This is a genomic window from Acinetobacter towneri (genome assembly GCF_001758345.1).
In the GTDB taxonomy this organism is placed as follows: Bacteria; Pseudomonadota; Gammaproteobacteria; order Pseudomonadales; family Moraxellaceae; genus Acinetobacter; species Acinetobacter towneri_A.
Genome location: NZ_MKQS01000001.1, coordinates 39,569 through 59,984, shown reverse-complemented (window position 1 = coordinate 59,984; position 20,416 = coordinate 39,569). Strand labels below are relative to the sequence as shown.

Sequence of the window (20,416 nt, the reverse complement as noted above, 5' to 3'; positions counted from 1 at the left end):
GCTGTGTTTTTCTGTGGTGAAGTGATCTTTACCCGCTAACACAATTTTTCATTTTATGCGTTAACTTTTGACGTTTCACCGAGTGGGATGAACAGGCTAAGTTATTCGCTATTGAATGATCATTGTTTTATCTGAGCTTAGATAACCAGTCACCTAAACTTTGCACCAATTGCACTAAAATTAATAAGACCACTACGGTTAGCATCACGACACTACTATCAAAGCGTTGATAACCATAAGAAATAGCAAGGTCACCAATCCCGCCTGCACCGACTGCACCTGCCATCGCAGTTGCGCCAATCAAGCTAATGGTGGCTGTGGTTAGGTTTAAAATGAGTGAGCTGCGTGCTTCAGGTAAAATAAATTTGAAGATGATTTGTAATGGCGTTGCCCCCATCGCCTGTGCAGATTCGACAATACCTTCATTCACTTCAAGTAATGAAGTTTCCACCAAACGGCCAATATATGGGCCGACATAAATCGTTAGCGGTACAATCGCTGCCCAAGTTCCAATAGATGTACCAACCAAGAGCTTGGTTAAGGGAATGACCGCAATCAACAAAATAATAAATGGCAGAGAGCGTAGTGCGTTTACAATGGGATTGAGGCCATGATAAATCACACGGTTAGGTAAAATTCCTGTTGGACGAGTGACCAAAAGGGTAATGCCCTGAATAAAACCCCAAATACAACCAAACAACATGGCAAAGAACACCATGTGAAAGGTTTCTTGCAAAGCTGTAACAAACTGGTCAATGGATAATGAGCTTTTCCAAAATAGAGCAGTCAGCGAAGTCAGCCACTGCACAATTAAATCTCTCATGCTTGTACTCCTGACTGCTCAACCTGTACACCGCTACTTTCCAAGAAGGCAATAGCATGCTGAATTTCTGCAGTATCGCCCAATAATTGAATAAACATTTGCCCAATCACTGCGCCATCTATTTCAGTCATGTTGGCAAACAGGATATTCAGGCTAATATCAAACTGTTTAATGACGGCCTGAATCACGGTTTCCTGAGCAGATTTTCCTAAAAACTTCAGGCAATAAATACTGTGCTGATTTTGGTTTTCAAGGTTATGCAGAATATTAACTGGCAATTGTTGCTGTAAAACCGTTTGAATAAAACTTTTGGTGGTTGGATGTTGCGGCTGACTAAAAATTTCCAGTGTTGAACCTGTTTCAATCACTTTGCCTTGTTCCATCACCGCCACATAATCACAAACAGACTCAATCACATCCATTTCGTGGGTCACCATTACAATGGTAATGCCTTGTTCCTGATTAATTTTTTTAAGTAGTTCCAACACCGATTTAGTGGTTTGCGGATCAAGTGCAGAAGTGGCTTCATCGCAAAGTAAAATTTTAGGATGATTGGCGAGTGCACGCGCAATACCGACACGTTGTTTTTGCCCGCCTGAAAGCTCATCGGGAAAAGCGTCTTTTTTATGTTTTAAATCAATAAACTCAAGCAATTCATTTAAACGTTTTTCACGTTCGGCTTTGCTCCAGCCGAGAAGTTTCATCGGCATTTCAATATTGGCGGCCACAGTTTTAGTCTGCAATAAATTGAAGTGCTGAAAAATCATCCCAATATGGGCACGTTCATGACGCAATTCTCGAGCATTGAGTGCAGTAAAATCTTTTTGATGAATGATGACTTGCCCAGCATTTGGACGCTCCAACAAATTGATCAAGCGGATTAAGGTACTTTTACCTGCACCACTATAGCCAATAATGCCAAAAATACTGCCTGTTGGAATTTGTAGGTTAATTTGATCCAACGCACGCAGTGTTTGACCTTTGAGCTGATAGTGCTTTGAAATGTTTTTAAATTCAATCATATCGTCAAGAAATGTCCATAAATGAAAAAACAGGCAAAGTTCGCTTTGCCTGTTTTGTTTAACGCATTATATTACTATTTTGCTGCTTCAGTGAAATAGCTGACAGGTTTATTTACCGCAACTTTTGTTCCGCCAAAGTGCTGATCAATATATTGCTTCACTGCTTCGGTATGATACAACGCACCTACTTTTTGCAAGATTGGGTCATTTTGACGATCTGCAGCAGTAGCCAGAATGTTGATATTCATTTTTGTGCTTTGGTCAATTGGCTCGTAATAAATTGAATCTTTCAGTACGTTTAAACCACCTTCCATTGCAAGGGTGTTGCCCAAAACAATTGCATCGACTTCATCTTTGACACGTACAGCCGTTGCCATTTGAATCGGTTTGATTTGAATTTGCTTGGCATTTTCTACGATGTCTGCAGGCGTACCTTGAACATTGTCAAAACCATCTTTCAGTTTAACCAAACCAGCCGATTGAAGTAATAACAACGCACGTGATTCATTGGCACCATCATTTGGAATAGCAATCGTTGCGCCCGTTTTGAACTCATCCAACTTTTTCACTTTGCTTGAGTAAATACCCATTGGCTCTAAGTAAGTTGTTGCGACCGGTGCAATTTGATCTTTATTGTTGGCATTAAACGCAACCATATAAGCATAAGATTGGAATGCGTTAAGATCAATTTCTTTATTTGCTACCGCTGTGTTCATTGACACGTAATCGGTGAAGTTTTTCACCTCAAGTTGAATACCTGCTGCTTTGGTTTCAGGTAAGTCGGCAATAAAACGCCAAATATCTGCATCTGAACCAGTCGATGCCATAGTGACAGTGTGTAGAGCAGAAGAATCTTTTTGTGCCGCGTCAGTCGCAGGCGCATCTTGTTTGCCACAGCCAGCCAAGCCAACTGAAAGACCAAGTACAAGACCAAGGAGCTTTTTCATGAATATATCCCGAGCAAGTTTAAGCCGTGCCTAAAGTTGCCAATGATTGAGAAAGATTAAATCAGCAAGATGGATGGAATCGCATGATGAAGATTTTGCATGTTTCCCAAATACGTTGTAGGTATTGTTTGAGTATTGAAAAAAGTCTGCATGCAGCTCAATCAATAATTTTGAGATGGATGGGCATTTCACTTTTTTCAAAAGATGCACCATCATAACAATAAAAAATAATTCTATATAGTGCTGCGTATGTTATGCATATCACTGTTTTTACAACAGAAAGCGAATAAGTCAAAATAAGTTCTTATAAATAAATATATTCTGTAAAGATTAAGGATTTGAACAAGTGTTTAAATATTTAGGTGCTTTAAAATTTATTCTGCAATCGATAGTAAAAAACGAGATATGAAATTGTCGGTATGAAATCGGCTTAGTTACAAGAATCAGAACATGGCTGTAAATACATAAAAGAAGTTATGAATGATTTTTCCAACGATAATATATCGCCCATATATAAGGCAAACAGAGTAACAATGAACCTATCCCTATAAAAACATAAGCCAAATATATTAATCCTGCAAAAATAAAAAGTATTTGCAATGTAAACTCAACGAATATTGAAATTAAAAATTCTTTGAAGCTTTTTATTTTTTGCATGTTTATTGATCTAAAGTATTTTATAAACGTAGATTACCACAATGTACATGAGTTACAACCTGATAAACAAAAAGCTCGTACAGTGACGAGCTTTTTGATGGGCTTAAATTTTTAGACTAAACTAAAAACATTAAGCATTTTCACGCGCAATGGCACGATAACCAATATCTTTACGATATTGCACACCATCAAAGGTAACTTTTTCACACAGTTCAAGGGCTCTAGCTTGCGCTTCGCCAATGGTATTACCGAGCGCAGTTACACACAGTACACGACCACCATTGGTCACAATCTCACCATCGGCATTGCTTGCTGTACCTGCGTGGAATACTTTCGCATCTGCCATTTGTGTTTCTAAACCAGAAATCACATCACCTTTGCCTGAAGTTTCAGGGTAACCCGCAGTCGCTAATACAATCCCGACAGTTTTGCGTTCATCCCAGTCTGCTTCGGCAGGTAAGTTGCCAGCAATACCTGCTTCAACCAAATCGACCAAAGATGACTTTAAGCGCATCATAATTGGCTGCGTTTCAGGGTCACCAAAACGGCAGTTAAACTCAATCACTTTAGGTTGACCTTGTTCATCAATCATCAAGCCAGCGTATAAGAAACCTGTATAAACATGACCGTCTTTTTTCATACCTTCAACAGTAGGACGCATCACTTCATTCATGGTTTTTTCAAATACGTCTGCAGTCACGACAGGGGCAGGAGAGTACGCACCCATACCACCTGTATTTGGACCTTGGTCGCCTTCAAAAATACGCTTATGGTCTTGTGAAGTTGCCATAGGAAGGATGTTGTCGCCATCAATCATACAAATGAAAGAAGCTTCTTCACCTGCAAGGAATTCTTCAATAACTACACGCGAACCCGCATCACCAAATTTGTTGCCTGCCAGCATGTCATCAATCGCATCGAATGCTTCTTGATTTGTCATCGCCACGATCACGCCTTTACCTGCAGCAAGACCGTCCGCCTTGATCACGATTGGCGCGCCATTTTTCTCAACAAATGCTTTTGCCGCATCAACTTCAGTGAATACGTCATAGAATGCAGTAGGAATGTTGTGGCGTTTTAAGAAGTGCTTGGCAAACGCTTTAGAACCTTCAAGCTGCGCAGCAAACTGGGTTGGACCCCAAATTTTTAAACCCGCTTCACGGCAGGCATCGACCACACCGTTGACCAATGGTGCTTCAGGGCCAACAATGATTAAATCAACAGCATTATTTTTGGCAAAGTCGATAATCGCAGGGTTATTTTGAATATCTAACGCTACGTTCTCGCATTTGTTTTCTGTTGCCGTACCTGCATTGCCAGGTGCAACAAAGACTTTAGCGACTTTGTCATCTTGTGCGATTTTCCATGCCAAAGCATGTTCACGACCGCCACTACCTAAAACTAAAATATTCATCTAAAAATCCCTCAAAGAATAAATCCCCATAGCGAAGCGTTGCTTTTCACACTAGAAAAGAAAGGGGATTGTGCATAAAACACAGTTCCCTTACGTGAAAAGTCCCCCTTTTTATTAAAGGGGGATTTCGGGGGATTATTAAATACGACTTCTAATTAATGAGTTTAATTAGTGACGGAAATGACGCATGCCAGTGAAGACCATTGCAATACCAGCTTCATCGGCTGCAGCAATCGTTTCTTCATCACGCATAGAACCACCCGGTTGAATAATGCATTTAATACCAGCCTTAGCAGCGTTATCAATACCATCACGGAATGGGAAGAACGCGTCAGATGCCATAACTGCACCCTCAACTACCAAACCTGCATGTTCTGCTTTAATAGCAGCAATACGAGCAGAGTTTACACGGCTCATCTGACCTGCGCCAACCCCAATGGTCTGACGGTTTTTTGCATAAACAATTGCGTTCGATTTTACGTATTTCGCAACTTTCCAAGCAAAGATCATATCGTCAATTTCTTGTTCAGTTGGTGCGCGTTTGGTCACAACTTTTAAGTCATCTTTACTGATCATACCCAAGTCTTGGTCTTGAACCAATAAACCGCCATTCACGCGCTTGTAATCCATTTGTGGAGCGCGTGCATCAATCGCAGGAAGCTCACCACATACCAATACACGTACGTTCTTCTTCGCGCCAGTCACTTCAAGCACGCCTTCAGCAATACTTGGTGCAATGATCACTTCAACGAATTGACGATCTACAATTGCTTGTGCAGTTGCAACGTCTAATTCACGGTTAAACGCAATAATGCCACCGAATGCAGATTCAGGGTCAGTTGCATAGGCAAGGTCATAAGCAGCCTGAATACCATCTAAAGATACGGCAACACCACATGGGTTAGCGTGTTTTACGATTACACAAGCAGGTTTTGCAAATGATTTCACACATTCAAGTGCGGCATCGGTATCTGCAATGTTGTTATAAGATAATTCTTTACCTTGAAGCTGCTTCGCAGTAGAAACAGAAGCTTCAGTTGCAGCAGGGTCTACATAGAATGCTGCAGATTGATGCGGGTTTTCGCCGTAACGTAAATCTTGCGCTTTGTTCAATTGAGTATTGAAAGTACGTGCAAACTTGTCAGCAGTACCTTCTTCTTTACCTACACGTGCACCTAAGTAAGAGGCAATCATACCGTCGTATTGTGCAGTGTGTTCAAAAGCTTTCACTGCTAAATCAAAACGAGTTTCGTATGACAATGCACCGCTGTTTTTCATTTCTGCAATAACAGTCGCGTAGTCAGAAGCATTTACTACAATACCAACAGAAGCATGGTTTTTTGCTGCAGCGCGAACCATAGTAGGGCCACCAATGTCGATGTTCTCAATCGCATCTGCAAGTGAACAATTTGGTTTTGCAACAGTCGCAGCAAATGGATAAAGGTTAACTACTACCAAGTCGATGGCATCAATATTGTGTTCTGCCATGACTGCTTCGTCTAGACCACGACGAGCCAAGATACCGCCATGAATTTTAGGGTGTAACGTTTTTACTCGACCATCCATCATTTCAGGGAAACCAGTATGCTCTGATACTTCTACGACAGCAATATTGTTATCTTTAAGCAACTTATAAGTACCACCAGTTGATAAAATTTCTACCCCAAGAGCAGCAAGTTCTTGTGCAAATTCAACAATTCCTGTTTTGTCAGAAACAGAGATTAAAGCGCGTTTAATAGTCATGATCTTCGTCACAGTTTTCAATTACAGATTAAAACAAACTAGCAAAATGCAGATAAAAAAAATGCCTGCGGAGGCCGCAAGCATTTTATCACTTATTCACTCATTAAACCGTGAGCTTTTAACTTTTTACGTAAAGTTCCACGGTTTAGTCCAAGAATTTCAGCAGCGCGTGTTTGGTTACCGCGAGTGTATTCCAGAACAACAGATAAAAGAGGTTTCTCCATTTCTGCTAACACCATGTCATACACTTGTGAAGGCTGTTCACCTTGTAGTTGTGCAAAATAATGGCGAACTGCGCGATCTACGTGAATACGTAAAGCAACATCAGATTGTGCAGTAAAAATAGGAGATTTGCTATTCATGCGAATTAATCCGAAAATCAGATATCACTGGGATAAAGTGATATATCAATGTGGTCTATAAAATAAATGAACTCCGTTTTAGATCCTAAAACGGGAAGTTCTAAAACTGGAACATTTAGCTTGCCACAACTCTACACATTGGTCGAAATTTAAGCGTAACAATACATTAATAATTGTTACAGACCAAAATCAAAACAAAAAAATCCACACTGTACGCGATATATAAAAATAAAGCGCATTAGACAGATTAATATTTGTTGTGAATCTTGCGAGGAGTTTGTAGCACAAAGCTTTCGTGGCGCGTATGATACCATTGTATGAGAAAAAGTGAGCAATAAAACTGCAATTTTTTTTATTTTTTTTCGCTATTTTTTCACTTTTTTTTGGAAATTAAGGCTTGATAATTTCTAAAGTATAGTTATCGAAGTCGTTTCGTGACACTGGAACAACAATGTCAAACTTAAATGGTGTGTTTTGAGGAATGCGTTGAATGCGCGAAAGACTTTCGATCAAATACTCCTGTGGAGAATAAACATAAGTAGATAATGTTTGTTGTTTTTCTTTTAAAGTGATTTTGATATTAGGTAAAGCCAAGCTTTTGTCATAGTAATTGATCAGTTCACCCGTAAATTGTGTATTCACACTATCTACACGTTTCACCTTCACGCGATTTGCTGAAACTAGGCTAAAGCGTTCTTCAAAATTATTACAGTTGAAAAATTGACAGACTTGGGTGAACACAGAATTCAGTGCAGGGCTGTTATTTAAAAACTTGGGGTTAAACAACAGAATTTGAAAGATCAACAAACCAATCAATAAAAAATTAATACTTCCCCAAAGTAAGTAGTAACCATTGCCCTGCTTTTTTTCACTTTCAAGATCAGGCGCAGACAAGTTCATTGCAGGAATGTTGCCAATCGGTTCGGTACTAAAATAATTTAGGTTATTCAGATAGGTTTTCAGATCAATATTGGAATGTTCCGCTTTACGCTGAAAAATATCTAAAATATGTTGCGTTTGCGCAAGTTCAGCTGTTGCCTGTACAAAACTGTGGTTTTGAATGTGATTTAACTGTGATGTAACTGAATTTTTATTTTGTGGATAGGCAAATACCAAATGCGAAAGAGCATTAAAGGTATTGTCGCATTTAGGACAACAAACCATCCCTTGCGCAACGGTCAGCTGCGCAACGGTTACTTTATAAACAGACTGGCATTTTGGGCACTTGGTTTGCTTGTCACTCATAACTAAAAAATTACAGTTAGTGGGGATGGCGTTTTCCCGAAATACGACACCAGTTTTCTTCACGTTTTTCGACTTGTACTATATCAAAGAATTTAGAATAAACACTAGAAACTTCAGCAACTTGCTCTTCAATTACACCTGCAAGTGCGAACTCGCCCTCAGATTTAATTAAAGTTGCAAACTCTGGCGCAAGCATCATCAATGGGCCTGCCAAAATATTGGCAACCAAAATGTCTGCTTTTTGATTGCCAATGGTTTCATTGAACTCTTCTGGAAGTCCAACATATAAGTTTTCAAGTACGCCGTTGAGCTCAGCATTTTGTTTGGTCGCTAAAACTGCTTGCGGGTCAATATCAGTCGCATAGACTTTTTTTGCACCGAGCAACAAAGCTGCTACCCCTAAAATGCCTGAACCACAACCGTAGTCGATCACGACTTTATCTTTTACATTGGTTTTACCTAACCATTGCAGGCACAGGAACGTACTGGCATGGTTACCTGTACCAAAAGCCAAACCTGGGTCAAGTTTAATATTGACTGCATCTGCCTCAGGTGGTTCTAGCCATTCAGGTACAATCCAGAATTTCTCTGCAATCTGGATTGGCTCGTAGTAATCCATCCATGAGCGTTCCCAAACCTGATCTTCCAAAAATTCACTGCGTAAAGGGGCATCTGGCATTTGCGCACGAATAAAGGTTTTTAAGGCTGCAACATCAATTTCTTCACCTTCGTCTTGTGCATAAATACCTGTCACAATGACTTTGTTCCAGAGTGGTGTTTCACCTGGCAGTGGCTCAAGTAAGTCCTGATTTTCCGCATCATCTAAGGTTACGCTGACTGCACCCAATGAACTGAGCAGGGTTTCAGTAAAATCGACTTGCGCTTGATCAACAGTAATATGTATTTGTAACCACTTCACGGAGATAACCTAAAATTTAATGCGAAAGCGCTATTGTAACTGAACTGGTGCAGACGCTGTTATTTTTTATTCTGATTGCGAAAGGGAAAACTCTATACGATTGGAAGTTTCAAATTCGCTTTATGCTTATAGTCGAATAATGTGACAAAAATATAACTCTAAAAAATATAAGTTAAGAATTTGTTTGAACCATCATCGCTCAATCATCCCCAAAACAGTCAAATTGCTGGATTGGGGATGATTGAGGGACTTGTTTTAGAATACAGACTGTTCAGAGGCAGATGTCGGCGCAAATTGATTGAGTAAGGTGCCTAAAATTGCCGCAAAGATATACATGAAAATAGAATACACCGCAGCAGGCATGGCAATCGTAGAGCTTGCCATAACAGTTAGGGCAATGGTCATTGCAAGTGTGCTGTTGTGAATGCCAATTTCAAAGGCGCAGGCTCGGGCTTGTTGGCTATTTACACCAAAGAAACGCGGGACAAAATAACCAATCAATAAACTGCAGGCACAGAACAGGGCAGTGGCAAGTCCTACATCTGCCAAATAAAGCATGATGTTATTTCGCTCTTTGGCGATTGCGCCAATAATAATCACAATCAGAAAAACCACAGCAAAAATACGTACAGGTTTGTTTAAGCGGTCTGCCGTTTGCGGGCTAAAATGACGTACCAACATCCCTAAAGTGACAGGGATAATAATAATTAAAAACACCTGCAACACTTTGGTAAACTGTAAGCCGACTTGTTGCCCATCCTGCATAAAATGCTGAATGGCAAAGTTGACAATGAGTGGCAAGGTAAATGCTGCAATCACGGAGTTTACGGCAGTAAGGGTAATGTTTAGGGCAATATCACCTTTATATAAATAGCTAAATAAGTTGGCCGTTGGCCCACCAGGAGATGCTGCCAGTAGCATGAGTCCCACTGCAAGCAGTGGTGGTAAATTCATTAGTTTACAAATGAAGAAAGCAATTGTGGTCAAAACAACTAATTGACAAAATAAAGCAATAAATACTGCTTTTGGGTGTTTGCTCACCCGTTTAAAGTCGTTAGGAGTGAGTTCTAAGCCAAGTCCAGCCATGACCACAGCCAAAGCCAGTGGCAAAAATATTGTGATTAATCCTGAATCCATAAACACTCCTTTGTTTTTATATCTACAATAATTTATTTGATATTTAACTGTTTGTTCAATCTGTGGTTAATTTAATCTTGCGCACGTCTTAAATTGTGTTTTTGTTGTGGTTGAAACTCTGTTCCTGTTTGTGTCGAAGGGCAAGTTTTGCAGATTGTCTAGCCAACATATTCCCTAAAATAAAGCTGAACATATACATAAAAATGGTGTATATCGCAGAAGGAATAGCAATTTCAGTGCTTTGCAAAACCGATAGTGCAATGGTTAAAGCAACAGCAGTATTATGAATGCCAATTTCAAAACAACAAGAGCGTGCTTGTTGATCAGGCACCCCCGCTAAATACGGTACAAGATAACCAATGAGCAAACTTAAAAAGCAAAATAGTGCTGTTGCGATACCAATGGCGCTGAAATAGTCAAAAACATTGGCGCGTTCGCGGAAAAGTGCATAAAAGAATAAAACTAAAATAAAATAAATGGACATCAAACGCATAGGTTTACCCAATTGTAATGCAATTTGTGGAATCGCATTACGTATAGCCATTCCTACACATACAGGCACGATAATCAGTAAAAAGACCTGAGCCATTTTTTCAATGGGCATACCAATTTGTTGTTGATCGGTCATAAAATACAGAAAAGACAAATTGACAATAAAAGGCAGGGTAAAGGTTGCCATTACAGAATTCGTCGCGGTTAGAGTAATATTTAGGGCAACGTCACCTTTATAGACATAGCTAAATAAGTTCGAAGTAGGTCCCCCGGGTGAGGCAGCAAGCAGCATTAATCCAATTGACAATAGTGGTGGTAATTCTAAAAACAAACAAATTGAAAATGCTAAAACAGGCAAGATGACCAATTGTGACAAAAGCGTTAAAAAAATGACTTTAGGAAATTGACTAACCCGAATGAAATCTCTTGGCGTGAGTTGTAAGCCTAAGCCCATCATCATCACAGACAAGGTCAATGATAGAAAAAAGGTAAAAAAGCCTGAATCCATAGCACATCCTTTATTCTTTTTTTTGGTTTTAAGTTTTCCTTCTCTTTTGTAGTGTAATTGTTTTTTTTGATTGTGCAATAAACAAAGCAGTCATTTCTTTACAATGACTGCTTTGGAGGTTTTATGCTTATATTCAGGTGAGTAGGGTAACCCATCAGTTCGGGAAAAACGATCCCTTCGTGAAGAAATGTGACATCCGACGATGGGGCTCACATTGCAGCAGGACGTGGTGGCGTAAAGCCTAAAGCACATTTCCCTTTTAACTCCGTACCATTAAATGTAATGACTGTAGTTTGTGCATCTGCCGCACAAGAACGATATAATTCAGGCTCATTGCCTTGTAATTGAATTGCTTTAGATGAACTAAAGAACTGTGGTTCGCAAGTACCATTCCAGATAATTCCGCGATAGGCAAAGCTTACAGGTGCGCCCTGAGTTTTACCTTTACATACTTGCTGGAATTTTTGTGCGTTATAGACGGTTTCGACTTTATCATTTGCCTGCAGTGCAAATGGACTGAACAATAAGCTAAAAAGCATAGAGGACAGTAAAATTTTCTTATTCATGATGTTTCCCTTTGTTTATCATAGCTGTGCTATAAGGATAAAAAATAGACAAATTAAAACAATGATGATCTGGTTAATTTTTAGGTCTAAATGTTTTTATGTACAGTAAAAATGCAAATTTACATTACAAAATATTAATTTTGTAGAGGGATTAGGGGTAATAAACCTCAATAAAATCGACTGAATCTGTCAACTTATGCCACAAGTTTTGCTATAATATTCTGTCTTTATTTTTTATCTCTCATTGACCATTATGCACTATCCTAAAGTTTACGATGTCATTGTTATTGGTGGCGGTCATGCAGGCACCGAAGCGGCGCTTGCAGCAGCACGTATGGGTCGTCAAACCTTACTCTTAACTCATAACATTGAGACTTTAGGGCAGATGAGCTGTAACCCTGCAATTGGGGGAATTGGGAAGTCGCATTTGGTGCGTGAGATTGATGCATTAGGCGGTGCAATGGCATTAGCTGCCGATAAAAGCGGGATTCAATTCCGTATTTTGAACTCGCGTAAAGGTGCTGCGGTTCGTGCAACACGTGCGCAGGCAGACCGTGTTCGCTTTAAAGCTGCGATTCGCGCTACTTTAGAAAATCAAGCTAATTTAGATATTTTCCAACAAGCAGCAGATGACCTGATTGTAGATGGCGATACCGTAAAAGGTGTCGTCACCCAAATGGGAATTCGCTTTAATGCGAAAACCGTGGTATTGACCACAGGTACATTCTTGGGTGGTGTGATTCACATTGGTTTAGAAAAATCCAGTGGTGGTCGTGCGGGTGATCCTCCATCAATTGCTTTGGCGGCGCGTTTACGTGAATTAAATTTGCCTGTTGGTCGTTTAAAAACAGGTACGCCACCACGTATTGATGCACGTTCAGTCGATTTTTCAGTCATGATTCCGCAGCCGGGTGATTTCCCATCGCCAACCATGTCATTCATGGGTGATGTGTCGATGCACCCTGAACAAGTGAACTGCTATATCACGCATACCAATGAACGTACTCACGAAATTATTCGCGGTGGTTTAGATCGTTCACCTATGTATACAGGTGTAATTGAAGGTGTTGGTCCACGTTATTGCCCATCGATTGAAGATAAAATTCACCGTTTTTCTGATAAAGACTCGCATCAGGTATTTTTGGAGCCTGAAGGTTTAGATACACATGAATTGTATCCAAATGGGATTTCAACGTCTTTACCGTTTGATGTGCAGTTCGAGTTAGTTCGTTCAATTCGTGGTATGGAAAATGCGCATATTTTGCGTCCAGGTTATGCGATTGAATATGATTACTTTAATCCACAAGCCTTGAAATTTACTTTGGAAACCAAAGCCATTAATAACTTGTATTTTGCAGGTCAAATTAATGGCACGACGGGTTATGAAGAAGCAGGTGCTCAAGGTGTGTTGGCTGGTTTGAATGCGGCACGTCGCGCTTGGGATCAGGAACAATGGACACCAAAACGTGATGAAGCTTATATTGGTGTATTGGTTGATGATTTGATCACACTGGGTACCAAAGAGCCGTACCGCATGTTCACCTCACGTGCGGAATACCGTTTGATGTTGCGTGAAGACAATGCCGATCAGCGTTTGACCCCAATTGGTCGTGAGCTTGGTTTGGTGGATGACACCCGTTGGGCGGCTTACTGTGAAAAAATGGAAGCAGTAGAACGTGAAACAGGGCGTTTACAACATTTGTGGGCTGCACCGAACAACCCAATGGGCAAAAAATTTGTTGAAATGACAGGTGCAGATTTGTCTAAAGAATGTTCTGCAATTGATCTGTTAAAACGTCCAAATATCAGCTTTGCGCAAATTGCTGAATTAACGGGTTCAGATGTTTCTGCACAAGTAGGTGATCAAATTGAAATTGCGGTGAAATATGCAGGTTATATTAACCGTCAGCATGAAGATGTTGCACAATTAAAACGCTTGGAAGATACCAAAATCCCCGCAGATTTTGATTATGATGCAGTTTCAGGTTTATCGCGCGAAATTACCCTAAAGTTAAAGCATGTTTTACCAGAAACTTTGGCACAGGCCAGTCGTATTCCAGGTGTAACTCCAGCCGCTGTTCAATTGGTGATGATCACCATTCGTAAAAATGCACAGTCCCGTAAATCTGCATAAGATTTGATAGTTTGATAAATGCCCGCAATTTAAATATCGCGGGCATTTTTGTGCCACAAAGTAAATCATCTGCTATGTAAAGAAGAAAAGGTGTATAAGAAAAAACTTGATTACTACTGCATATCTTTTGATTTCACAGCTAAATCAGGAGCAGTTAAATTAACACTTATCGACACACAGAGGAGTAAAAGATCACTTTAAAAATCATTCGTTATAATACAGCTGAACTAGCATGCCCATGTTGTGCAATGCCGAGTCAATTTTAACTTTAACTTCAATCAGTAATCACAATAACTAAGTTTAAAAGAAAACGATAATATTATTGCCCCAATATTTGGGGCTTTTTTATTCCTGAGTTTGATGCACCGCATTGGCAACTTCTACAGGCTCAATCTGAATCAGCTTTTTACCAAAACTACGCAACCACCAAACCAATTGTGAGGTAAAAGGAACAGTGGCTGTCACCAACACATCGCCATTTTCCAGTGTTTCCATGGTTTGATCTTTGCTTAATTGGCTTTCATCAAAGTAAATCGCATCAGCTTTTTGCATGGTGAGTTTGAGCTGAATATTTTCAGTGGCTTTGCTGTAATCGACTCTGAAACCCAATTCGCCAGATTCAATATAGGCATCAATATCAAAATTAACTGGATGCAGGGCGCGTGAATCTAAAACTTTAGCTGCTTTAAAACGATGCAGGGCAAAGGTTTGAATATCAGTTTTATCAAATCGGGTACAAATTAAGTAAATTACTGCACCTTTTTGCACTAAAGCCAAAGGATTCAGGACATAGGTTTTATCTTCGCCTGAACTGCTACGTGATTGATAAATACATTCCAGTTGTTTGTCTTGCAGCAAACCCTCATAAATTGCCTGCTGTGCATTGCGGTCTACGACGGGCGGAATTAACGGTTGAGTTGCAGGCACAATCCTCACGCGGTTAATCCATTGGCGGACATTGTTTTGATTCGACAGGCTGCGTCTAGCTAAATCAAACCAAGGGTTCATTTCTTCAATCAAACTTGGTGGTAACAAGTGCTTTAAATGTTCCTCAACCATCATGAAGGTCACCGCTTGAGAGCTGGTCATGTGCGGTAAACTTTGAATCGGTGCATCTGAACGCCAGCGCCAACCTTGTGGTACGGTACCATTACTTTCAATTGGAAAGCGCTGTGAAATTTGATTTAAGTCACGTTGAATCGTACGCAAACTAATATCGATACCTTCACGTTGCAAGACATCGTGTAATTCACGTGTGCCCATCCATTTACCTGTAGAAAGGCGCGATAAAATTTGCCATTGGCGATACAAACTATTCGATGTTTCTTTTTCTTGTATAGACATATTCAATATTTACTAGATCAATGCATACTGAGGAAAACTTGTTCCTCCACACAATAAGAAAACTCGGAATGATTAGCAAGTTTTTTACTGAAAAAGGGCAAAATATAACCGCAGATTTTGCAGTAAATATCACAAAATTTGGACGGGCAAAGTTAATCAAATAATAGAAGTGAATCAGAAACTATGACCTCAAGCCATACTTGGATCAATTAGAAAAGCAAGATTGAATAGTTGTGTTTAAGTGAAAACCCGTCATTGTTTTGTATGGTAGATACAGGTTTATGTAAATAAAAGCGGTCTGAGTGGATGAGTGCTGTAGGTTAATTGGGCAAGGCGATTGAGGTGCTTTATCGCGATGAATTATCAACAGACCTTAGAGTTAGGAGGATGAAACAACCGTGAATTTATCTAGCAGCGATGCGCGAGAAATTTTTTGGTTAGCCCGATATTTAACCCGTATTCAATATGTATGTCAGCAATTTCCATTTAAACAAAATGATGCTGCTTTGACTTATGCACATGCCTTTTGTTTGCCTGCATTTGATGCAGCTTCTTTAAATGAATTGATTTTAAACGAAGAACAGCCTGCTTCATTTGCGATGCAGTTTGAGCAAACACGGACAAAAATTCAAAACTTGGCACAGGTGTTTTCTAAAGCTACTTATGTTGAATTACAGCAATGTATTCAAAATGCGTGCGATAACGCGAGTTATATTTGTGATGTGGTACAAGACTGCGAAGCACTATTAGATGCAGAACCACAGCAGATATATTTATTTTTCCAATTGGGGCAAAAAATTGAACAATTAGACCGACAAATTCGGTTAAAACAATCGACTGAAAAGACTTTGTCGCAATTGGAAATGATTGTGCAATGCCTAAAAGATTTAGGTTGGACGTCGTTTGTAGATGCATGGCAACAACTGAAACAGCAACCCGATACCATGCATTTTTATCACTTTAGTGATCATATTCAGCACTTGCTTTCGGTAGATTAAGTCGTACTTGTCATATAAAACTGATCGGCAACAATATTATTTATAAGCTCTGCGTAGCTAAAAAATAATGGAAGCCGAAGCTCCCATTAGGTCTAAAATTTATTGCTGGCATTGAGTAGCTGCCAAATTTTACAGATTTGACTCGTGCAGTACTTTCGGCTCGGTTACTTAGTCGCGTTCAACCGCAAGTGCAACCCCCATGCCACCGCCTACGCAAAGCGTTGCGATGCCTTTTTTCGCATCACGGCGTTGCATTTCGTGTAGTAACGTCACGAGGATACGGCAACCTGAAGCACCAATCGGGTGACCGAGGGCAATCGCACCCCCATTCACGTTTACTTTATCAAAGTCTAAGCCCAGTTCTTTGGCAACACCTAACGCTTGTGCAGCAAAGGCTTCATTGGCTTCAAATAAATCGACTTCATCTATGCTCCAGCCAGCATTATTTAAGGTTTTCTTCACTGCTTCAACCGGACCAAGACCCATAATCTCAGGCTCAATACCTGACATTGCATAGGCTTTAATGCGTGCTAAAGGTTGTAGACCTAAAGTTGCAGCTTTGTCTGCGCTCATCATTAATACTGCAGCTGCACCATCATTGATTCCAGAAGCATTACCTGCAGTTACGCTGCCCTCTTTTTTGAATGCGGGACGCAATTTACTCAAACTTTCAAGGGAGGTATTGGCTTTGATGTATTCATCTTCAGCAAATACAATTGGATCCCCTTTGCGCTGGGGAATACTGACCGCTGCAATTTCATCTTTAAATTTACCAGCCGCTTGTGCTGCAGCCGCACGTTGTTGTGACGTGAGTGCTAATTGATCTTGCTCTTCGCGGTTTAAACCAAGTTTTTCTACAATATTTTCTGCGGTAATGCYCATGTGATATTGGTTATAAGCATCGGTTAAGCCATCAGCCACCATGCTGTCGATCAACTGTGCATTCCCCATTTTTTGCCCGTTACGCAACTGCATATAGTGTGCGCTTTGTGACATGGATTCTTGACCACCAGCAACTACAATTTCTGCTTCACTGCACTGAATCGCTTGTACAGCCAAATGTACGGCACGTAAACCTGAACCACATACAACGTTTAGTGTTGTTGCAGGAACTTGCACAGGAATACCCGCAGCAATTGCAGCTTGACGCGCAGGGTTTTGTCCTACACCTGTAGTGAGTACGTTGCCCATAATCACCTGATCAACTTGTTCAGGCTGTACTTTGGCACTGTCTAATACCGCACGAATTGCTATTTGCCCCAATTGTGGTGCAGATAAAGAAGAGAGGCTACCCAAAAAACTACCAATTGCAGTACGTTTTGCAGCAACAATGACAACATCGTTCATTTTATATCCTTAAATTTAATGTACATCTTTTTGTATAAGCACAAGGATTTATAACATGTGCTTGGCTGTTGATATATGACTGCTTAAAATAAATTTACCAAAACTGAGCGACTTGGTGCTGCTTCAATCGTAGGTAATGCGTAAAACAGGGTATGGGCTGGAACTTGTTCGCCCGCATACGGTGTGACACAAGTCTGCCACCAAGACTTAGAATGATACTCTGTACATGCGAGCTATTGCATTGTTTGATGTTTTCAAAATAAAGGTGCTTTATTAACACTCGTTGACCGAAAGAGCCTGTATGTACCTATTTTTCATTTAGGGCTAACGAGAGGATTAATAAGAAAGATTACTTATGTATAAGATGGTTTACGAATGTTTTGACCCGTCAAAATCTGCCAAAATCAGCATCGTTTGATGACATATCACACGAACAAATAGAGCAGATAGAATTTGCACTCAACCATCATCCATGAAAAACATGAGGTCGGTATACGCCAACGAAAGTTATGGCTAGATTTTAAACTGCTGCGCATGCTTCTTGAATCCACCAAATTAAAAGCGAGAAGAAAATATCGAAGCAAGAAAAGAAAGTCGCTTAGACGATTGCATGCAACAAAACTGCTACATGCAACAGATCCAGAAAAGAATGCTAAATGCTGGTTGCCTTACGCTGTGGACGAGAACTTAAACGACATAATAACTCATAACCAATCGTGCCATTGGCCGTGGCAACATCATCCACCAATCGGTGTTTGCCCCATAATTCAACTTGTGTGCCTAATTCAACGTCCAAACCTGTGACATCAATAGCAATCATATCCATTGACACACGACCAAGTACAGGCGTCAGTTTTGAACCAATCGCAACAAAATTCGGCTGCACAAATGTACGTGGATAGCCATCACCATAGCCAATTGAAACAATAGCGATTCGCATGGCTTGTTCTGCAGTAAAGGTTGAACCGTAGCCAACGTGTTCACCTGCATCAATTTCATTGAGTGCAATGACTTCTGCATTTAAAGTCATCACAGGCTTTAAGTCGAGTGTATGCACATTATGTGCGGCAAAAGGCGTTGCACCGTAAAGCATAATGCCTGGGCGTACATAATCAAAATGCAATTCGGGATAACGATAGATTGCAGCAGAGTTGCAGCAAGAAGCAAGAATAGGGCTGCAATTGTCTTTGACATGCAAAAATTGTGCGACTTGTTGATCATTCAAAGCATGGTCGCCATCGGCATTGGCAAAATGCATGGTCAACACACAGGTAAAACCTTCGGCTTTGAGCATGTGAATCACATCAATAATTTCAGGAATTTTAAAACCTAAACGATTCATGCCGCTGTTGAGTTTGACCCAGACTTTTAAGCCTTGTGCGATATAATCAGCTTTATGTTGTAGTAGCCAATCGAGCTGTGCTTGATGATGCACTACACATTCCAATTTGTGTGCCAACACACTTTGCATTTCATCGGCAGAAAAAACACCTTCAATCAGGGTGATGGGCTGCGTATATCCCAATTCACGAATTTCTAAGGCTTCTTCAACGCAAGCGACACCAAAGGCATCGCTGTCTTTTAAAGCTGCTAAGCAGTCTTTTACACCATGTCCGTAAGCATTGGCCTTGACCATGCTAACAATTTTTGCTGTTGGGGCAAGTTGTTTGACACGGTTTAAATTATATTGCAGTGCCTGACTGTCAATATAAACTGTTGCTTGGCGCACCCTAAATACTCCTTGGGAATGACAATTGGTAATTTGTGTTAGATACACTGTGGAGTGATAAATAAATACTAAAAATAGTTCTATTTAAAAATATTCACTATTGTAGACTTATCGACCTCAAATAGACATGAACATTTAAGTTTTTGATCATAAATTAACTTAAGATCGAAAAATCTATTAGGTTATTGATTGCAAATAATTTGTAAAAGTTTCAGGCTCTATTTTATATAAAATTATACATTCTAAAAGCTATCCTGGCTTTAGATGCTCTCACTCAGGAAAATTCTGAACTGTACGAGTTGGGCAAGAATCAAATGAGTGCGGAGAGTGGGTTTGTAATTTAAATGAACTCAAAGAGATTAAAAAATGTATTTTAAACTAGGATATGTTGAACAAATGATGAAAAAATTTTGTTATCTGGGATGGACTAAATTATATTTTTGTCAGTCAGTTAGCGCTTGTATGCCACTTTCACCCAATGACGTATTCATCGCCAGTTACCACGACTCATTGGCAATACAAGGGAGTTCAGACTTCATCTTTCAACTGAGTTCAGGTCAATTTATTTTTCGTTCAAATCTAGATGAAGTTAAATATAAAAAACCTACACAATGGAAAAGTACATTTTCAAGTCAAAATATTGAAAAGGGCAGTTTGATCATCGGTTTAGCTTATACTCCTGACTTTGATAAACTTGAACAATATCAAATCGCTTCATTTGCAATTTTGAGTTGTGCTCATAATCAGCTCAGTGTTTCTAGACCAGTGCAGCCGTTTTTAGCTTGGAATCAACAGATGGCAAAGTGTACAATCGGGGGGCGGAAAACAATTGGTATCTTGGATGGGTTTATACAATATGATCAATCGCATTACTTAGCAAAACTTCAACAAAAATATCCAACATGTGAACAACTCAATAAAGCATTTCCATCATTTGAAATGGAAGACAATAGTCAAAATTTAAAATTAGTCACAAGTTGGAAACTATGGTGGGCTAAGTTAATAAGTCAGATTAAACTATGGTTTTAA

Annotated in this window: 17 protein-coding genes and 1 pseudogene; 4 read left to right on the top strand and 14 right to left on the bottom strand. The window is 39.9% G+C overall.

Going from position 1 to position 20,416, the window contains the following annotated elements:
* Nucleotides 1-127 precede the first annotated feature (127 nt).
* The 11 genes from BJN41_RS00255 to BJN41_RS00205 all read right to left on the bottom strand — a co-directional run bounded on the left by BJN41_RS00255 (nucleotide 128) and on the right by BJN41_RS00205 (nucleotide 11,835).
* On the bottom strand, nucleotides 128-823 hold the full coding sequence (locus tag BJN41_RS00255; RefSeq protein WP_019837998.1) for a methionine ABC transporter permease: 696 nt from the start codon (nucleotides 821-823) through the stop codon (nucleotides 128-130).
* Nucleotides 820-1,845: a methionine ABC transporter ATP-binding protein gene (locus tag BJN41_RS00250; RefSeq protein ID WP_070152053.1), complete on the bottom strand. Its 1,026-nt coding sequence runs from the start codon at nucleotides 1,843-1,845 to the stop codon at nucleotides 820-822. Before BJN41_RS00250 ends, BJN41_RS00255 begins: the two co-directional genes overlap by 4 nt.
* Before the next feature lie 74 nt (nucleotides 1,846-1,919).
* On the bottom strand, nucleotides 1,920-2,792 hold the full coding sequence (locus BJN41_RS00245) for a MetQ/NlpA family ABC transporter substrate-binding protein (protein WP_070152050.1): 873 nt from the start codon (nucleotides 2,790-2,792) through the stop codon (nucleotides 1,920-1,922).
* A 787-nt stretch (nucleotides 2,793-3,579) separates the two neighbouring features.
* Nucleotides 3,580-4,863: a phosphoribosylamine--glycine ligase gene (gene purD / locus BJN41_RS00240; RefSeq protein WP_019837995.1), complete on the bottom strand. Its 1,284-nt coding sequence runs from the start codon at nucleotides 4,861-4,863 to the stop codon at nucleotides 3,580-3,582.
* Nucleotides 4,864-5,031: 168 nt separating this feature from the next.
* A complete protein-coding gene (gene purH / locus BJN41_RS00235) occupies nucleotides 5,032-6,606 on the bottom strand; it encodes a bifunctional phosphoribosylaminoimidazolecarboxamide formyltransferase/IMP cyclohydrolase (protein WP_019837994.1) in 1,575 nt (524 codons plus the stop codon).
* Between the two features lie 92 nt (nucleotides 6,607-6,698).
* Entirely contained in the window at nucleotides 6,699-6,968 is a 270-nt protein-coding gene (fis, locus tag BJN41_RS00230; RefSeq protein WP_001086304.1) for a DNA-binding transcriptional regulator Fis, read from the bottom strand.
* A 390-nt stretch (nucleotides 6,969-7,358) separates the two neighbouring features.
* Nucleotides 7,359-8,213 (bottom strand): DUF3426 domain-containing protein, encoded by an 855-nt coding sequence (locus tag BJN41_RS00225; protein WP_019837993.1) that lies wholly within the window; start codon nucleotides 8,211-8,213, stop codon nucleotides 7,359-7,361.
* 16 nt (nucleotides 8,214-8,229) lie between these two features.
* Complete coding sequence (gene prmA, locus BJN41_RS00220; RefSeq protein WP_070152047.1) at nucleotides 8,230-9,132, bottom strand: 50S ribosomal protein L11 methyltransferase; 903 nt, start codon at nucleotides 9,130-9,132, stop codon at nucleotides 8,230-8,232.
* A 255-nt stretch (nucleotides 9,133-9,387) separates the two neighbouring features.
* Nucleotides 9,388-10,269, bottom strand: coding sequence for a bile acid:sodium symporter family protein (locus BJN41_RS00215; protein WP_019837991.1), 882 nt, complete (start codon nucleotides 10,267-10,269; stop codon nucleotides 9,388-9,390).
* Between the two features lie 88 nt (nucleotides 10,270-10,357).
* On the bottom strand, nucleotides 10,358-11,269 hold the full coding sequence (locus BJN41_RS00210; RefSeq protein ID WP_019837990.1) for a bile acid:sodium symporter family protein: 912 nt from the start codon (nucleotides 11,267-11,269) through the stop codon (nucleotides 10,358-10,360).
* Between the two features lie 209 nt (nucleotides 11,270-11,478).
* Nucleotides 11,479-11,835, bottom strand: coding sequence for a hypothetical protein (locus BJN41_RS00205; protein WP_019837989.1), 357 nt, complete (start codon nucleotides 11,833-11,835; stop codon nucleotides 11,479-11,481).
* A gap of 253 nt (nucleotides 11,836-12,088) precedes the next feature.
* Here BJN41_RS00205 and mnmG point away from each other — a divergent pair, with 253 nt between their 5' ends.
* Nucleotides 12,089-13,969: a tRNA uridine-5-carboxymethylaminomethyl(34) synthesis enzyme MnmG gene (mnmG, locus tag BJN41_RS00200; RefSeq protein WP_070152044.1), complete on the top strand. Its 1,881-nt coding sequence runs from the start codon at nucleotides 12,089-12,091 to the stop codon at nucleotides 13,967-13,969.
* A gap of 345 nt (nucleotides 13,970-14,314) precedes the next feature.
* Here the strand turns inward: mnmG and BJN41_RS15695 are convergent, their stop codons facing one another.
* Nucleotides 14,315-15,313 carry a helix-turn-helix transcriptional regulator gene (locus tag BJN41_RS15695; protein ID WP_070152042.1) on the bottom strand — a complete coding sequence of 333 codons (999 nt, stop codon included), beginning with the start codon at nucleotides 15,311-15,313 and terminating at the stop codon, nucleotides 14,315-14,317.
* 398 nt (nucleotides 15,314-15,711) lie between these two features.
* On the opposite strand from BJN41_RS15695, the gene BJN41_RS00190 reads away from it, so the two are divergent.
* Complete coding sequence (locus BJN41_RS00190; protein WP_004973138.1) at nucleotides 15,712-16,311, top strand: hypothetical protein; 600 nt, start codon at nucleotides 15,712-15,714, stop codon at nucleotides 16,309-16,311.
* Nucleotides 16,312-16,479: 168 nt separating this feature from the next.
* Here BJN41_RS00190 and BJN41_RS00185 read toward each other — a convergent pair whose 3' ends face one another.
* A complete protein-coding gene (locus BJN41_RS00185; protein WP_070152039.1) occupies nucleotides 16,480-17,658 on the bottom strand; it encodes an acetyl-CoA C-acetyltransferase in 1,179 nt (392 codons plus the stop codon).
* 258 nt (nucleotides 17,659-17,916) lie between these two features.
* Between BJN41_RS00185 and BJN41_RS15070 the strand changes: the two are divergent.
* Nucleotides 17,917-18,131, top strand: a pseudogene (locus tag BJN41_RS15070) (IS30 family transposase); the annotation flags it as partial.
* Between the two features lie 179 nt (nucleotides 18,132-18,310).
* Here the strand turns inward: BJN41_RS15070 and alr are convergent.
* Nucleotides 18,311-19,387 (bottom strand): alanine racemase, encoded by a 1,077-nt coding sequence (alr, locus tag BJN41_RS00180; RefSeq protein ID WP_070152036.1) that lies wholly within the window; start codon nucleotides 19,385-19,387, stop codon nucleotides 18,311-18,313.
* 462 nt (nucleotides 19,388-19,849) lie between these two features.
* Here alr and BJN41_RS00175 point away from each other — a divergent pair, with 462 nt between their 5' ends.
* Nucleotides 19,850-20,416 (top strand): hypothetical protein, encoded by a 567-nt coding sequence (locus BJN41_RS00175; protein ID WP_070152669.1) that lies wholly within the window; start codon nucleotides 19,850-19,852, stop codon nucleotides 20,414-20,416.

What these genes read in the sequence shown, in the direction of transcription:
- BJN41_RS00255 (WP_019837998.1), bottom strand. Translation starts at nt 823, where the DNA reads ATGAGAGATTTAATTGTGCAGTGGCTGACTTCGCTGACTGCTCTATTT.
- BJN41_RS00250 (WP_070152053.1), bottom strand. Translation starts at nt 1,845, where the DNA reads ATGATTGAATTTAAAAACATTTCAAAGCACTATCAGCTCAAAGGTCAA.
- BJN41_RS00245 (WP_070152050.1), bottom strand. Translation starts at nt 2,792, where the DNA reads ATGAAAAAGCTCCTTGGTCTTGTACTTGGTCTTTCAGTTGGCTTGGCT.
- purD (WP_019837995.1), bottom strand. Translation starts at nt 4,863, where the DNA reads ATGAATATTTTAGTTTTAGGTAGTGGCGGTCGTGAACATGCTTTGGCA.
- purH (WP_019837994.1), bottom strand. Translation starts at nt 6,606, where the DNA reads ATGACTATTAAACGCGCTTTAATCTCTGTTTCTGACAAAACAGGAATT.
- fis (WP_001086304.1), bottom strand. Translation starts at nt 6,968, where the DNA reads ATGAATAGCAAATCTCCTATTTTTACTGCACAATCTGATGTTGCTTTA.
- BJN41_RS00225 (WP_019837993.1), bottom strand. Translation starts at nt 8,213, where the DNA reads ATGAGTGACAAGCAAACCAAGTGCCCAAAATGCCAGTCTGTTTATAAA.
- BJN41_RS00215 (WP_019837991.1), bottom strand. Translation starts at nt 10,269, where the DNA reads ATGGATTCAGGATTAATCACAATATTTTTGCCACTGGCTTTGGCTGTG.
- BJN41_RS00210 (WP_019837990.1), bottom strand. Translation starts at nt 11,269, where the DNA reads ATGGATTCAGGCTTTTTTACCTTTTTTCTATCATTGACCTTGTCTGTG.
- BJN41_RS00205 (WP_019837989.1), bottom strand. Translation starts at nt 11,835, where the DNA reads ATGAATAAGAAAATTTTACTGTCCTCTATGCTTTTTAGCTTATTGTTC.
- mnmG (WP_070152044.1), top strand. Translation starts at nt 12,089, where the DNA reads ATGCACTATCCTAAAGTTTACGATGTCATTGTTATTGGTGGCGGTCAT.
- BJN41_RS15695 (WP_070152042.1), bottom strand. Translation starts at nt 15,313, where the DNA reads ATGTCTATACAAGAAAAAGAAACATCGAATAGTTTGTATCGCCAATGG.
- BJN41_RS00175 (WP_070152669.1), top strand. Translation starts at nt 19,850, where the DNA reads ATGCCACTTTCACCCAATGACGTATTCATCGCCAGTTACCACGACTCA.